The organism is Cupriavidus sp. FW305-27 (assembly GCF_058787995.1).
The window spans coordinates 35,715-50,683 of the sequence record NZ_JBYTAG010000034.1 but is presented as its reverse complement, the minus strand read 5'-3'; the positions used below and the strand labels follow the sequence as shown (position 1 = coordinate 50,683).

Genomic DNA, 14,969 nt, shown 5'->3' with positions numbered 1-14,969 from the left:
GGTGCGGTCAGGGCGTCACGATACTGAAGTTCGGCTCGGACTTGTCCATCAGCGCCGTCCACGTCGCCAGCGCCTGCGGGTCGCCGTCCACACGGGCGCGGCCCGCCTGGGTCTCGGCCTGCAGTGTGGTCTGGCCGGCCAGCACGCCCATCAGCACGGCGCGCGGCATGGTAAGCGTGGCCTGCGGGGACGCGTGCTGCGCGTCGGGCTTGTAGCGGAACACGCCGTTCTCCACCGTCAGCGCAAAGCGCTTGCCGGTGTCCGGCTGTACCCAGTTCAGCGCCAGCGTCTTGCCCGCGGCGCGGTCGCCATTCAGGCTGATCGCCAGGTAGTCCAGGAACATGGTGTCGGTCATGGCGCGCAGCACGTCCGGGCTGCCGGCGCGGCGGCCGGCCTGGGGCGGGCCGCTGCGCAGTTCGGCGGCACCGGTCAGGTAGGCATTGCGCCAGGTCGAGGATTCGGCCTGGTAGCCGAGCTGCTCCAACGCGTCGGCTTCCAGCCGGCGGGCAGCCTGGTTGGACGGATCGGCAAAGACCACGTGCTTGACCACCTCGGCCACCCAGCGGTATTCGCCACGCGCATACGCCGCACGCGCCTGCTCCAGCACGCGCGCCGCGCCGCCCATGAATTCGACATAGCGCTTGCCCGCCTCTTCCGGCGGCAGCGGGTTCAGGTTGGCAGGGTTGGCGTCATACCAGCCGAGGTAGCGCTGGTATACCGCCTTGGCGTTGTGGCTGACGGTGCCGTAGTAGTCGCGCAGATGCCATTCGGCGGCCAGCGACGGCGGCAGCTTCACGCGCTCGGCGATCTCGGCCGGCACATAGCCCATGTTGGCCAGCCGCAGCGACTGGTCATGGATGTACTTGTAGCCGTCGCGCTGCTTGCCCAGGTAAGTGACGATGTCCTGGCGGCCCCAGGTAGGCCAGTGGTGCTGGGCGAACAGGACCTCGGTGCGGCCGCCGAAGCGGTCGATGGTCTCGTCCAGCGCGCGCCACCACTGGTTGGCGTCGCGCACCTGGGCGCCGCGGATGGTGTACAGGTTGTGCAGGTTGTGGGTGGCGTCCTCGGCGGCGCACAGTGCCTTCCACTGCGGGAAGTACATCAGCATCTCGGCCGGGGCCTCGGTGCCCGGCGCCATCAGGAATTCGATCTGCACACCATCGATGGTGCGCGTCTCGCCGGTCTTGTGGATCAGGTCCGTCGGCGGGATCAGCGTCAGCGTGCCGTGCGCCACCCCCTTGCCCAGCCCCGCATCCACCTGCCCGGTTGCCGAGCGCGGCAGGTTGAAGCCATACATGTACTGCGCGCGCCGGCTCATGGCGTTGCCGGCGAAGACGTTCTCGCTGACGGCCTCTTCCATGAAACCTTCCGGGGCCAGCACCTTGACCCGCCCGGCCTTGACGTCGTCTTCGCTGACGACGCCCTTGACCCCACCGAAGTGGTCGCCATGGCTGTGCGTATAGATCACCGCGACCACGGGCTTCCTGGGCCGGTGCTTGAAGTACAGGTCGAGGCCGGCGCGCGAGGTCTCCATCGCTGTCAGCGGGTCGATCACGATCAGGCCGGTATCGCCCTCGATGATCGTCATGTTGGCGATATCGAAGCCACGGATCTGGTAGATCCGATCCGTCACCTGGAACAGCCCGTTGTGCATGTTCAGCTGCGCCTGGCGCCACAGGCTGGGGTTCACGGTGGCCGGCGCCCGGTCTTGCTTGAGGAAGCCATAGGGGGCCAGCGCCCAAACCACATTGCCCTTGGCATCGCGGATCTCGGTGTTATCCAGCGTGCCGATAAAGCCACGGCGCGCGGCCTCGAAGTCACGCCGGTCCTGGAACGGCAGCTGTTGCAGCACGGCCGCATTGGCACGGGCGGTGGCATCGGTGGCGGGATTGCCCGCGGTGGCCGGGGCAGGTGCGGCGCCGGCGGTGCCGGCAAGGCTGATGGCGGCTGCAGCCAGCGCGGCGGCGGCGGCGGCAATGGCAGTCGGGTACGACATCCTGGTCTCCTGGAAATCCTGGGCCGGATGTCCGTATCCGGCCTGCAACACTTCCGTAATTGTGCTGAACGTTCAGTACAATACTGGAGTTTGCTGGCAGACCCCGGCCGCTGTCAAATAGGCATCCGGCCCGAATACTCATAAATTGCTGCCGGCACCACCTGTCTTCCGCCCCCGCCCATGCCACCGACCCGCCCGGCCGCACAAAAGCCTCCAGCCTCCGTCACCAAGAACCGCCGCGGCCTGGAAACCCGGGAACGCGTCCTTGCCGTGACGCGCGGGCTGATCAGCGCACACGGCTACGCCGAGGTGACCCTCGACCAGATTTCCGCCGAGGCCGGCGTGGCCAAGAGCAGCCTGTTGTGGCATTTCGGCAGCAAGGAAATGCTGCTGGCGGAGGCCGCAACCAGCCTGTTCCGGGATATCGGCGAGGAGCTCGGCACGGAGCCGCACCGGGGCAAGACCGCGGCGCGGCGGCTGGAAAACGCCTTCGACCGGGTGGCCGACTATTTCACGGCCAATCCGGAAGCCAAGGGTGTCGTGCTGGCCTTGCTGTTCTCAGGCAGCGTGCCGCCCAGCGTGCGCGAGGAGATCCGCCGCAGCTGGGACGCGCATGTGCAGGACCTGGTCGATGCGCTGTCCGCCCCCGGGCGCCCACTGCCCGCGCCGATGGCGCGCCTGATGGTGGCGACCATCCACGGCTGCTACTGCCACTGGTATGCCAGCGACCGCAGCGAACCGATCGCCGGCTTCCTGGCACCGGCGCGCGAGCTTTTCAGCGACTGGCTGCGTGCCCGCGATGGCGCGGGTTAGTCACCCGCGGCTGGCCAGCACGCAGGCCGCCAGGTCCCACAGCGCGTAGCCCACGCTCTTGAACACCAGCGGGCTGCCGGCCCGCGCACGGATGGCATCGGCCTGCAGGATCGCGGTCTCGAACGGCTGCACGTCGGCCCAGTCGATGCCGGCCTGCAGCAGGTCGCCGGCTTCGTCCTCGATCCCGAACAGGGTATCGGCCAGCAGCCGCCCGCTATCCGCGGCCGCATGGCACAGCGCCGGCGGCAGTTCGCACATGTCGGGCCGGAACGCACCGACCGCGGCAATGAAGTGATCGTCGCGCCAGAGGCCGCTGTCCAGGTCCGGCAGCACCGGGCTGCGGCTGGACGTGACCGTGACCACCATCGATACACGAGGCAATACTGCAGCGACCGACTCGGCTACCTGCGCTTCCACGCCCAGCGTGCGCGCGTGCGCGGCCAGTGCCTCGGCCTTGTCGCGCGTGCGCGAATGCAGCCACACCTTGCGCACGCCCAGCCCGGCCACGAAGGCCTCCAGGTGCGTCAGCGCCTGCACGCCGGCGCCGACGATCAGCAACTCGCAATCCTTGCGCGCGGCAAAGCACTGCGCCGCCAGCAGCGACACGGCCGCAGTGCGCCGTCCCGTCACCGTGGGGCCGTCGAGCATGGCGATGCGCGCGCCGGTGTGCGCGTCGGCCACCACCACCTCGCCGAGGATATTGGGCAGCCCGCGCTGCGGGTTGCCGGGATGGACGGTGATGTTCTTGGTCATCACCAGGCCGCGGTTGCGCGCGGGCATCACTAGCAGCGTGCCTTCGCCGCCTTGCGCATCGCCCACCGGCAGCGCAATGCGCGGCGGCGCCATGGCGGTGCCGTCGCGCAGCTCGGCCAGCATGTCGGCGATGGCTTGCGCCAGTTCGGGATACGGCAGGCGCGCCGCGGTGCTGGCGGCATCGAGGGGGACGAGGGACATGCGCTGGCTCCGGCAAGACGTTGCGAAGCGCCATTATTGCGCACAGAGCGCCAGCGGCCTCAGCGTTTGGCCGCTGGCACCGGCGCGCGCACTGACGCGCCACGCACCTCGATGCCGATGCGGTCCACCACCTTGCCAGACGCATCGAGCAGCTCCACCTGGTGCCGCCCCGGCCACGGCAGCCATGCCACCTCGCCGCCGCGCCCCAGCGGCTTGCCGTCCATGCGCCAGCTGACCGTGCGCGCGGTCTGGCCGGCCACGCCCTCGGCATGGAACCAGACCCGCTGCGCCGCGGGCGGCATGTCGGGGTCCAGCGCAAACACGGTGCCGTCGGCGGGATTGGCGATCACGGGTGCGGTCGGGCGCGCGGCGGGTGCGCTCACGCTGACGCGCCGGATCGCCGTGCCGGCCAGAAAGACTTCATCGCGCGCCGGCTCCAGCCCGTCGTCGAAGCTCAGCGCCACGCGCTGCACGCCGTCGGGCATGGCGGGCGCGTGGCTGGCGCGCGTGCGGTGCAGCGCTTCCATGATGTCGTGCCAGACCGGCGCTGCGCCCGATACGCCCGAGACCTCGTGCATGCTGGCGCCGCTGGCATTGCCGACCCACACGCCCACGGTGTAGTGCTGCGACCAGCCGATGCACCAGTTGTCGCGCATGTCCTTGCTGGTGCCGGTCTTCACCGCGGTCCAGAAGCGCGTGGTGAGCGGGCTGTCCAGGCCGAAGGTGCGCGCGCGCGCATGGCGGTCCGACAGGATGTCGGCAATCACGTAGCTGGCGCCTGGTTGCATCACCACTGTCATCGATGCGGCTGGCGGCGCCCCTTCCCGCAGCCGTGGCGGCGCGTAGCGCCCGCCATTGGCCAGTGCCCGGTACGCATTGGTCAGCGCCAGCAGCGACACGTCGGCGCTGCCCAGCGCCAGGCTGAACCCGTAGTAGTCGCCGGCCTCGGTCAACGGCAGCCCCAACGCCACCAGCCGCTTGTGGAAGCGGTGCGGGGTCACCATCACCAGCGTGCGCACTGCGGGCACGTTCAGCGACGCGGCCAGCGCCGCGCGCAGGCTGACCCAGCCGGCATAGCGGTGGTCGTAGTTCTGCGGCACGTAGAGCCCGCCGCCGACCGGCAGGTTCACCGGCCGGTCGTCCAGCAGCGAAGCCGCGGTCAGCCGCTTCTCTTCCAGCGCCTGCTCGTACAGGAAGGGCTTGAGCGTCGAGCCCGCCTGCCGCAGCGCCGCCGCGTGGTCCACCTGCGCGGCGCCTGACAGCGTGCCCGACGAGCCCACATAGGCCAGCACGTCGCCGCTGGCATTGTCGATCACCACCACCGCGCCGTCCTCGACATTGCGCCCGGCCAGTTCGCGCAGGTGCCGGTCCAGGCTGGTGGCAGCCTCGCGCTGCAGGCGGGCATCGAGCGTGGACGCGATGCGCGCAGGCATGGGTACGCCCGCGGCCAGTTGCGAGCGCGCTTCGCCGACCAGGCGCCGTGCCAGGTGCGGTGCCAGCTGCGGCGACGCCGCCGATGGCGTGGCGGCCGCGGCGCGCTGTGCGACCGGCCCGGTGCGCAGCAGCGCCAGTTGCGCAAAGCCTTCCAGGCCTTCGCACTCGCGCGGCAGGCGCATCTCGCGCAGGATGCCGCAGGCGCGGCTTGCCACCTGGGCGGCCTTGGCATTGGGCGCGCGCACCAGCGCCACCGCCAGGGCCGATTCCCTCGCGTTGAGCCCTTCGGGGTACTTGCCGAACAGCACCTGCGACATCGCAGACAGGCCCACCAGCTCGCCGCGGAACGGCACCAGGTTCAGGTAGCCCTCCAGGATCTGGTCCTTGCTCCAGCTGCGCTCCAGCGCCGCCGCACCGGCGGCCTGCCCCAGCTTCTGCGTCAAGCTGCGGCCCTGCCCCGGCGCGCCCGGCCGGCGCAGGTCCTCATCGAGCAGGCCCGCCAGCTGCATGGTCAGCGTCGAGGCGCCGCGCGTGCGTGTGTTCCACAGGTTGGCCCAGGCCGCGGCCGCCACGCCCTGCCAGTCGACCCCGCTGTGGGCATAGAAGCGCCGGTCCTCCGACAGCACGATGGCAGTGCGCAGCGCGGGCGAGGTATCGGCCAGCGCGACCCAGTCGCCGCGGCGCGCGCGGAAGTCGTCGCGCACGCGGCCCACGGTATCGCCGTGGCGGTCCAGCACCACCACGTCGGCACTGCGCCAGTCGGTACGGACTTGCTCGAAGGACGGCAGCGCCATGGCCGGCGCGGACCAGATCAACGCCGTCGCCAGCACCATGCGAATACAGCGCTGCTTCATGCCTGCTCGCGTCCCGCCACGATGCCCGCCACCAGCAGCACCTGGGCCGCGGCGTAGGTCCACCAGATGCCAAGCTGGAAAGATTCGAACGGCACCAGGAAGCGCGCGATGCCGATCATCATGTCCGATGCGGCAAAGCACAGCGCCCCCAGCGCCGCCAGCGGCGTGGGCAGGCGCGCCACCAGCGCGCTGCAGGCCATCGCCGCAAGCACGCCCACGTATACCGCCACCGGCACCGTCAGCGGGCCCATATTGGGCCAGAAGCGGCCCAGCATGGTGCCCGCCACGCCCAGCATGGCGCCGCACGCAATCAGCCGGTGCGGACGCGTGTCGCCCGCCAGCGGCACCAGCACGCGCAGGTAGGCCAGGTGCGCGAGCAAAAAGGCGCCAAGCCCGCCCATGAACGAAAACGTCAGCGTCGGCAGCGCCAGCAGGAGGTCGCCCAGGGCCGAGAACAGCAGCGCAGTGACCAGCCAGCGGCGCTCAACCAGCGGCCGGTGGAACCACGCGGCGCGTGCCAGCAGCAGCGCCATCGCGGTCTTCCACGCGGGCTGCATGGCGATATGCCCGGTCAGCGGCGCGCCTTCAGGCAGCTCGATCGCCACCTGCACCAGCAGCGCGCCGTAGATGATGCCGGCCAGCGTGCCCGCGAGCCACCACTCGCGCACGCGTGCCGGCATCATCATTGCCAGCCAGCTCATGGGCGCGCCCCCACCGCCAGCCGCGCATTGGGCGCCACGCCGAACACGTCGGGCGCGTACAGCGCTTCCACGCGCGTGGGCGGCAGCGCGAAGTCGCCGGCGTTGTTCAGCCGCACCGTGTATTCGACCGATACCGTGCCCTTGGGCAGGTAGCCGAAGTACTCGCGGTAGGCCTGCGGCGTGCGCTCGGTGTAGGCCGGCCAGGCCGCGCCCTTGCGCCGCTCGCCGCGCGTGGCGATCGTGGAGTCACGGCCCAGGCCGCTGCCGAGGATGGTGGCGCCGGCAGGCACCGGATCGCTGACCACCACCCAGGTCATGTCGGCCTGCGCATCGATCTCCAGCTTGACGCGGTACACATCGCCGCGCGACCACTTGCCCTGCACCGCCTGCTCCTGCGGCGTCACGGTGCGCCTGATGCGGTAGCCCGCGGCCAGCGGCGCGGTCACCGGCACCGCCGCCAGCGCCTGCACCGTGGCCCACGGTTGGCCGGCGCCGGCGTGCTCCACCTGCAGCGTGCCGCCGTCGGCGCCGGTCGGCCACGGCAGGTCGACGCTGCCCTGGGCCACGCCGTCGGTGCGCTGCGCGCGCGCCCAGTCGAAACTGCGCGAGGCGTCGGCCGCATTGCTCACGCTCGCCCGCGTGGTGCCCGCCACCGGGGTCTTCTCGAACGCCTGCGAGAAGCGCGTCACCGCCAGCATGCCCCACGCGTTGGCAGTGGTGGTGCCCCAGGCACCATGCACCTGCCGGCCCAGCAGCCCGGTGGCCAGTTGCGGCGCATCTTCCTTCCAGCCCGGCAGTTCCGACGCCAGCGCCAGCAGGCGCGCGGCATTGGTGTCGCCGCCGGCCATCATCCACCACCAGTTGTCGTTGCGCTCGGTGGAGAACGCCAGGCGCGTGCCCTGCACCGTCAGGCGCGAGCGCAGCAGCTGCTGCGCCTCGGCCAGGCGTTGCTCGCGCTGCGGGATGTCCTGCATGCGCGTGAGCAGCAGGGTCCAGTCCAGCAGCGCCGAGGTCGGCCACTGCGCCGGCAGGATCTGGATCGAGCCCAGCATGCGCGCCTGCGCATGGCCGGCGCGCGACAGCGCCTCGAGCGCGGCCAGCTTGCGCGCGTCCAGGTACTGCGTGCCGGCCACCGGGGCCCAGCTGTCGCGGCGGATGCGGCCTTCGACGAAGTCGGTCAGCCCGCGCTCCATCTGCGTGCGCTGCGCGTCGGGGATGCGCAGCGCCAGCCCGGCGCGCGCGGCCTCGTCGGTGACCGCCAGCAGGTAGGCGGTCAGCACTTCGCTGCCGAAGTCGCCGTCGGCGTTCAGCGGGAAGTACGAGGCCAGCCCGTTGGCATCGAGGTAGGACGGCAGCTGCGTCATCAGCGCGTCCCACGCGGCGGTGTCGTTCAGGCCGATGGCCTTCGATGCGCGCTGCTCCAGGCAGGTGAACGGGTAGTTGCGGAACCACTCGCGCACGCCCGGCATGCCGCCCGCCAGCGACGACTGGAAGTTCACCTGCAGCCCGCCGCGCACCTTGCCCGCAGGATCCGCCAGCGCGCCCGGCGGTGCCTTGAGCGGCACCGACAGCGACGGCGACACCTGCGCCAGCGTGGCCTGCTGCACTGTCACCGGCACCGCCGGCACGATCTGCTGCGACACCTTGATGCGGTCGGCCGCGCCCCCCGTGCCCTGCTCGCTCGCCTGCACTTCCCACATCACGGTGCCGCTGCGTGAGTACGCCAGCAACGCTGGCGCGGTCACGTCCCAGCCGATCTCGCGCGCTTCGCCGGCAGGGATCTGCACGGTCTGCGCCGGCAGGCTGGCCTCATTGCCGAGCAGCGTGCCGCGCGCGCTGGCCTGCACCGTCATTGCGCGCCTGGTGGTATTGCGCAGCGTGAACATGGCTCGGTAGCGGTCGTCCTCGCGCACCAGCAGCGGCAGGCCGGAAATCACCTGCAGGTCCTGCGTGGCGGCGATGGTGGCGCTGCCCGTGCCGAAGCGGCCGAGGCCGAGGTCCGCCACCGCGACGATGCGGAAGCTGGTCAACGAATCGTTGAGCGGCACCTCGATGCTGGCGCGGCCCTCGGCGTCGAGCTGCACGCGCGGGTTCCATACCAGCAGCGTGTCGAACAGCTCGCGCGTGGGACTCTTGCCGCCGCCGCCGCCCGCCGGCACCGCCTTGCGCCCGTAGTGGCGGCGCCCGATGATCTCCATCTGCGCGGTCGACGTTTCCACGCCGTAGCCGCGCCGCTGCAGCATCGCATCGAGCAGATCCCAGCTGGTGTTGGGCATCAGTTCCAGCAAGGCCTGGTCCACCGCGGCCAGCGCCACTTCGCCGTTGGCGGCGGGCTTGCCGTCTGGCAGCTTCACCTGGATCGCCACGCGCGCCTTGCCGCGCACCGGATAGCTGGCCTTGTCCGGCGTCACGGTAACGTCGAGCCGGTGGCCCGCATTGCCGACGCGGATCTCGGCCAGCCCCAGCCGGAAGGCCGGCTTGGACAGGTCCACCAGCGCGGTCGGCGCGGCGTATTCGCGGCCCTCGCTGCGGAACGCGCGCCACCACTCGCCCGGCTGGCGCCAGCCCCAGGTGAAGAACGAATACCAGGGCACCTCATGCAGGCGCCCGCGCAAGGCCAGCACCGACACGTAGACGTTGGGCCCCCACTCCGGCTTCACCTGCACGCGCACGGTGGGATCGCTGCCATGCAGTTCCACCACCTGGGTCTGGTAGATGCCCTCGCGCTCCACCGCCACCAGCGCGGTGGCATGGCGGAACGGCATGCGCACCTGGAACACGGCGGTGTCGCCCGGCGCGTAGGACTTCTTCTCCGGCAGCAGGTCGATGCGGTCATGGTTCTCGCCGCCGAACCAGAGCTCGCCCTGGCGCGTGACCCAGACCGTCGAGGCCGCCTGCGCGGTGCGCCCGTCCTTGTCGCGCGCGCTCGCCACCAGTTCGATCTGGCCGGCCTGCTCCAGCGCCACGTCGCAGCGCGCACGGCCCTGCGCATCGGTGCGGGTCTCGCACACGGTGCCGAGGTCGCGCGTCTCGGAGCGGTTGTCATAGCGGTAGAAGCCGCCCACCACGCGCTTGCGCGCCGAGGTGGTGATGCGTGCCCGCGCGTTGATCTTGACCGGCGCATCCGCCACCGGCTTGCCGTTGACGTCCAGCACCACGCCGTGCACGGCCAGCTTCTGCTTGACCGAGACCCAGCCATCGGTGCGGATGCCGGCCACCACCGCCGCCGGCCACACCGGCACGGTCTGGCGCAGCGTCTGGATCTCGCCGTTGGGGTCGGCAAAGCCGGCTTCGAGCAGCAGGTCGCGCGGGGCTTCAATCTTGGGCAGCTTGCGCAGCGTGACGGTGCCGTTGCCGTTCTTGTCGAGCGTCACCGGCAGCTTGTCGGCAACCAGCTTCTGGCTGTCGGCACTGGCATCGCCCTGCTCGTCCTCATCCATCTCCTCGTCGCCGCTGGCGCTTTCGCGCTGCGCGCGCGGCGGGTTGAACGAGAACTCGTCATAGCCGGGGAAGCTGACGTACTTGTCGCGCAGCAGCGCGGACACACGCACGGGCAGCCCGGCCGCACCGCCGCCGGAGAGGTAGTGGATCTCCACGCCGACCGGCAGTTCGGCAGGCGCCACCACGGGCCCCGCCTTGCCTGCCACCTGTAGCGTGCCGGCCAGCACCGGCAAGCGGAATGCCTCGACCCGGAAACTGCCACTGGTGTAGCCGCGCGCACCGCCATTGTCCTGCGCGCCTTCACCCTTCTGCGTTTCCAGCTCGACGCTGTAGACCCCCAGCTTGGCCGCCGCCGGCACCTGGAAGGTGCTTTCCGCGCTGCGCCCGCCGGTCGCGGTCTGGCGCCATTGCAGCGGCAGCTCGTAGGTCTGGCCACTGCCTTCATGGCGGATCACCACGCGCGTGGGGAGCGGTCGGCTGGCCGGCGGCAGGGCAAAGCCCTGCGCGGTCTCGGCGCGGATCAGGTGCTTCATCGACACGGTCTCGCCGGCGCGCAGCAGCGTGCGGTCGAAGATGGTGTGGGCGCGCACCGTGGGTGCGGTGCCGGTGTCGGTCGGCACATTGAAGCGCCAGCTCTCGATGCCGCGGTTCCAGTCCGACATCACGAAGGCCATGTCGGCCTTGCCGCGTGCCTGCGGGTGGCCGACGCCGATGCGGGCCGAGACGAAATAGCCCGACAGCCCGTTCTGCTCGCAGGCGCCCTCGGGCGCGGCAGCCAGCCTGGCAAAGCGCACCACGCCGCTGGCATCGGTACGCCCTTCGCCCAGCAGGCGGCCGCTGCAGTCGCGCACCGTCACGGCGGCATCGGCAACCGGCTTGCCGTCGTCCAGTGCTGTGACCCAGGCCAGCCCGCTGCGGCTGCCATCGTCTTCATTGCCGGCGCTGCGGCCGAGCTTGAAATGCACGCCCAGGTTGGTGACCAGCGCCGCGGTGCGCACGTACATCGGCGCACGCTTGCCCAGCAGCGACTCGCCCAGCATCGGCGAGGCGATCTCCACCACATGGAAGCCCGGTTCCGGCAGCGGGATGCCCACCACCTCGAACGGCCGCGGCGCATCGCCCGAAGGCTTGGGCACGGCCAGCTTCTGCACGCCGGGGTCGCGCTCGAGCAGAGACACCGAGCGCGTCTCGATCGACACCGCATTGCGCGGGTTGTTGACGCGATACGGGGAGCGGCCCCCCAGCACGGCGTCGAGCTCGGCCCGGGTATAGCTGGCCTCATGCATGCGGCGCACCAGGCCAAACCATTGCATCACGGCCGTGTCGTCGTCCACGCGCAGCTTCATCACGGTGCCGGCCCTGGCCTGCACGCCGCGCACGGCGAGGTCAGCCTCGACGTTGCGCAGCGTCACCGGCAGCAGCGGCGGGTAGTCGGCCGGCGCCTTGCCGCGCGGCAGCTCGCCGAAGCGTTCCACCACGCCAAACGGCGCCGCGGCAAACTTGGCCAGCGGCGGCATCGATGCCGTGGCCACCTTGAGCGGGAACAGGTCGGCATTGGCCAGCGTGCGGCCGCTGTCGTCCTTCAGGTTGCGCGGCACTTCGATGGTGAACTGGGCCTTCTCCGCGAACGGCGCGGCAAAGGTCAGCGCGCTGACGCTGGCGTCCGGCGCCAGGTCGGGATCGAACTGCGGCGCGCGCGGGCCGGACGGCGTCTTCAGCACCACGCTCTCGGCCAGCTTGCGCGGCACCGGCGAGGAGAAGCTGACCGACATCGGCCGCAGCGGCGTGCACGGCGACTGCGCGTGTTCACGCTCGCAGCTGAAGCTGGCGGTGAAGGGTTCGCGCACGGTGTAGTCAAAGCGGCGCTCGTCGCGCGTGGCCACGCCGGAGGGCGTGGCAATGCCCGCGCCCAGCACCAGTTGCACCCGCGCCGCGGCCGGCAGCCGCTGCTGACAGGCAAGCAGGTGCACGGCATCGGGCGCCTGCTTGGCGATGCGTTCCCAGTGGATGGCGTCGAGCACGGCATCGCGCTCCTTGCCGGCGAGCAAGCGCACCGGGATGCGCTCGCCCAGCCCCTGCGCCTGGCACCAGGCGTGCTCGCGCACCGAGGCCGCGGTGGCGGCGCCATTGAAGCGCAGCGCAAAGACCTGGTCTTCCTCGATCTCGCCGCCCGCAGGCCGGCTGGACACGACCGTCGGGCCGCCGGTCTCGAAACGGTACTCCGGCTTGCCGGCATAGGCGGTGCCGGCCACGCTGCGCAGGCCGGTGCGCATGCGCACGGTGCAGCGCACGCCCGGCGGCAGGTCGCTGGCAAAGTCATAGACCCAGTTCTTCGCATCGATCCAGCGGGCCTGCCCGCCGGTGCCGGCACCGGTGCAGGAAACCGCCGCGGGCGCGGTGGCCTGGACGTCGCCCATCGGCACCATGGCCTCGTCAAAGCGGATCGCCACCTGCCGCACCTGCCCGACCGTGCCTTCAGGGGAGAAGCGCGTCACCTGCGCGGCCTGCGCGCCGCCCGCCGCCAGGATTCCAAGCGTGGCCACCAGGGCCAGGACTGCGCGCCGCGCATGCAATTGCATTGGCATCCTGCCAAGACCCCGATCGGCTCGGGCGACGATTCCCTTCATCCTGCCATCCTCCGTTCCCGCCACGTTTGCGGCACCCGGCGAGGGTGACACGCACGCCACAGGAGCGCAAGACCGGCACGCAAACCTGCAACGCGCCGCAGGAAAAGATTCAGCGCAGGTGCGACAGCGGCAGCGGGCCGTCGCACTTGATCGCGGTCAGCACGATGTTCGAACGCACGCTTTCCACGCCCGGCACCCGCATCAGCCGCTTCATGGTGAATTCGGCCAGCGTGGGCAGGTCGGGCACGACCACGCGGATCAGGTAGTCAGCCTCGCCGGCCACCGAATAGCACTCCTGCACCTCTTCCAGCAGCAGGATCTCTTCGCGGAAGCGTTCGATGATGGTGTCGGCATGGTGGGCCAGCTTGACGCTGATAAAGACCATCACCCCCAGGCCCAGCGCCTGCGATGACAGGTTGACGCGGTAGCCGGTGATGACGCCGTCGGCTTCCAGCCGCGCCAGCCGGCGCCCGACCTGGCTGGGCGACAGGTGCACGCGTTCGGCCAGCTGCTGGTGGGTGGTGCGGCCGTCGGCCTGCAGGACGGCCAGCAGCGCGAGGTCGAAGGGGTCCAGGGAGACGCCGGAGGCAGTCATACACAAATCCCGCATTCTTCAGTTGAATAATGCACATTATATGCGTCACAACACCAATATAAGCGGATTTTGCGGCCTTTCTGCGCGCCTGGATGTCTAAACTACGCAGTAAATCCGCATTGATGCTGCCACCGATGCAGCAAGCACGCATTACAAGGAGACGCGCACCTATGTCCATCGCCACGGCCACCGAAGCCCCCGGCGCCTTCCAGGGCACCCTGACCGACAAGCTCAAGGAACAGTTCGACGCCGGCCTGCTGTCCGGCCAGGAACTGCGCCCGGACTTCACCATCGCCCAGCCGGTGCACCGCTACACCAGCACCGACCACGCCATCTGGCGCAAGCTGTACGAGCGCCAGGCCGCGATGCTGCAGGGCCGTGTCAGCGATGAATTCCTGCAGGGCCTGGCCACGCTGGGCATGGACAAGGACCGCGTCCCCGATTTCGACCAGCTCAATGAAACCCTGATGCGCGCCACCGGCTGGCAGGTCGTGGCCGTGCCCGGCCTGGTGCCGGACCAGGTGTTCTTCGAGCACCTGGCCAACCGCCGCTTCCCGGCCAGCTGGTGGATGCGCAAGCCCGAGCAGCTGGACTACCTGCAGGAGCCGGACTGCTTCCACGACGTGTTCGGCCATGTGCCGCTGCTGATCAACCCGGTCTTTGCCGACTATATGGAGGCCTACGGCAAGGGCGGCCTGAAGGCGAACGGGCTGGGGGCGCTGGACATGCTGTCGCGGCTGTACTGGTACACGGTTGAATTCGGTCTGATCCGCACCGCGCAGGGCCTGCGCATCTACGGAGCGGGCATCCTGTCGAGCCAGGGCGAGTCGATCTACAGCCTGGATTCGGCCAGCCCCAACCGGATCGGCTTCGATGTGCGCCGCATCATGCGCACGCGCTACCGCATCGACACCTTCCAGAAGACCTACTTCGTGATCGACAGCTTCGAACAGCTGTTCGACGCCACCCGGCCGGACTTTGCCCCGCTCTACGAAGAACTGCGCGCGCAGCCGACGCTGGGCGCGGGCGACGTGGCCCCGGGCGACCAGGTGCTCAATGTCGGCACCCGCGAAGGCTGGGCCGATACCGAAGACATCTGATCCGGCCCTCGCCGGCAAACCCGGGGCGCCCTGCCCCGCTTCCCGCTTTGTGAAACAATGCCGGCATGCCCGCCGCCACGGCGCGGGCGGGCCGGCTGTCCGCATTGATTTGCGGCCTTCGTTTTCGTTACGACCAGATCGAGCCCCCTATGACTCCGCTTTCCCCGCAAGCCCGTGCCACGCTGCTGGCAGACCTGCCCGGCTGGACCACCGTCCCGGACCGCGACGCGATCTTCAAGCGCTTCACCTTCCATGACTTCAATGCCGCCTTCGGCTTCATGACCCGCGTGGCGATCCAGGCCGAGAAGGCCGACCACCACCCGGAATGGTTCAACGTCTACAACCGGGTCGACATCACGCTGTCCACGCACGATGCCAACGGCCTGACCCAGCGCGATATCGACCTGGCCCACTTCATCGAGCGCGCCGCCGACGCGGTGACCGACTAAGCGCG

Annotated in this window: 9 protein-coding genes; 3 read left to right on the top strand and 6 right to left on the bottom strand. The window is 70.2% G+C overall.

The window, feature by feature from the left end; genetic code table 11:
* Positions 1-7: 7 nt before the first annotated feature.
* Complete coding sequence (locus AC3WRI_RS17675; protein ID WP_058697415.1) at positions 8-1,996, bottom strand: alkyl/aryl-sulfatase; 1,989 nt, start codon at positions 1,994-1,996, stop codon at positions 8-10.
* 180 nt (positions 1,997-2,176) lie between these two features.
* On the opposite strand from AC3WRI_RS17675, the gene AC3WRI_RS17670 reads away from it, so the two are divergent.
* A complete protein-coding gene (locus AC3WRI_RS17670) occupies positions 2,177-2,809 on the top strand; it encodes a TetR/AcrR family transcriptional regulator (RefSeq protein ID WP_037025237.1) in 633 nt (210 codons plus the stop codon).
* On the opposite strand, the gene AC3WRI_RS17665 is transcribed toward AC3WRI_RS17670, so the two are convergent.
* The 5 genes from AC3WRI_RS17665 to AC3WRI_RS17645 form a co-directional block, all read right to left on the bottom strand.
* Positions 2,810-3,763 (bottom strand): delta(1)-pyrroline-2-carboxylate reductase family protein, encoded by a 954-nt coding sequence (locus tag AC3WRI_RS17665; protein WP_492293707.1) that lies wholly within the window; start codon positions 3,761-3,763, stop codon positions 2,810-2,812.
* Between the two features lie 59 nt (positions 3,764-3,822).
* A complete protein-coding gene (pbpC, locus tag AC3WRI_RS17660) occupies positions 3,823-6,051 on the bottom strand; it encodes a penicillin-binding protein 1C (RefSeq protein WP_439671078.1) in 2,229 nt (742 codons plus the stop codon).
* Positions 6,048-6,752 carry a lysoplasmalogenase gene (locus AC3WRI_RS17655; protein WP_011616248.1) on the bottom strand — a complete coding sequence of 235 codons (705 nt, stop codon included), beginning with the start codon at positions 6,750-6,752 and terminating at the stop codon, positions 6,048-6,050. The genes pbpC and AC3WRI_RS17655 overlap by 4 nt, the downstream gene beginning before the upstream one ends.
* A complete protein-coding gene (locus AC3WRI_RS17650) occupies positions 6,749-12,820 on the bottom strand; it encodes an alpha-2-macroglobulin family protein (protein ID WP_492293705.1) in 6,072 nt (2,023 codons plus the stop codon). Before AC3WRI_RS17650 ends, AC3WRI_RS17655 begins: the two co-directional genes overlap by 4 nt.
* A gap of 109 nt (positions 12,821-12,929) precedes the next feature.
* Positions 12,930-13,415: an Lrp/AsnC family transcriptional regulator gene (locus tag AC3WRI_RS17645; protein ID WP_010811303.1), complete on the bottom strand. Its 486-nt coding sequence runs from the start codon at positions 13,413-13,415 to the stop codon at positions 12,930-12,932.
* 170 nt (positions 13,416-13,585) lie between these two features.
* Between AC3WRI_RS17645 and phhA the strand changes: the two genes are divergently transcribed.
* Both phhA and AC3WRI_RS17635 read left to right on the top strand, forming a co-directional pair.
* On the top strand, positions 13,586-14,515 hold the full coding sequence (gene phhA, locus AC3WRI_RS17640; RefSeq protein ID WP_010811304.1) for a phenylalanine 4-monooxygenase: 930 nt from the start codon (positions 13,586-13,588) through the stop codon (positions 14,513-14,515).
* Between the two features lie 149 nt (positions 14,516-14,664).
* Positions 14,665-14,964, top strand: coding sequence for a 4a-hydroxytetrahydrobiopterin dehydratase (locus AC3WRI_RS17635; protein ID WP_010811305.1), 300 nt, complete (start codon positions 14,665-14,667; stop codon positions 14,962-14,964).
* Positions 14,965-14,969 lie beyond the last annotated feature (5 nt).

Bases quoted from the DNA above. Each gene is read 5' to 3' on its own strand.
- AC3WRI_RS17665 (WP_492293707.1), bottom strand. From the start codon at position 3,763: ATGTCCCTCGTCCCCCTCGATGCCGCCAGCACCGCGGCGCGCCTGCCG.
- AC3WRI_RS17635 (WP_010811305.1), top strand. From the start codon at position 14,665: ATGACTCCGCTTTCCCCGCAAGCCCGTGCCACGCTGCTGGCAGACCTG.
- AC3WRI_RS17670 (WP_037025237.1), top strand. From the start codon at position 2,177: ATGCCACCGACCCGCCCGGCCGCACAAAAGCCTCCAGCCTCCGTCACC.
- phhA (WP_010811304.1), top strand. From the start codon at position 13,586: ATGTCCATCGCCACGGCCACCGAAGCCCCCGGCGCCTTCCAGGGCACC.
- AC3WRI_RS17650 (WP_492293705.1), bottom strand. From the start codon at position 12,820: ATGAAGGGAATCGTCGCCCGAGCCGATCGGGGTCTTGGCAGGATGCCA.
- AC3WRI_RS17645 (WP_010811303.1), bottom strand. From the start codon at position 13,415: ATGACTGCCTCCGGCGTCTCCCTGGACCCCTTCGACCTCGCGCTGCTG.
- pbpC (WP_439671078.1), bottom strand. From the start codon at position 6,051: ATGAAGCAGCGCTGTATTCGCATGGTGCTGGCGACGGCGTTGATCTGG.
- AC3WRI_RS17655 (WP_011616248.1), bottom strand. From the start codon at position 6,752: ATGAGCTGGCTGGCAATGATGATGCCGGCACGCGTGCGCGAGTGGTGG.
- AC3WRI_RS17675 (WP_058697415.1), bottom strand. From the start codon at position 1,996: ATGTCGTACCCGACTGCCATTGCCGCCGCCGCCGCCGCGCTGGCTGCA.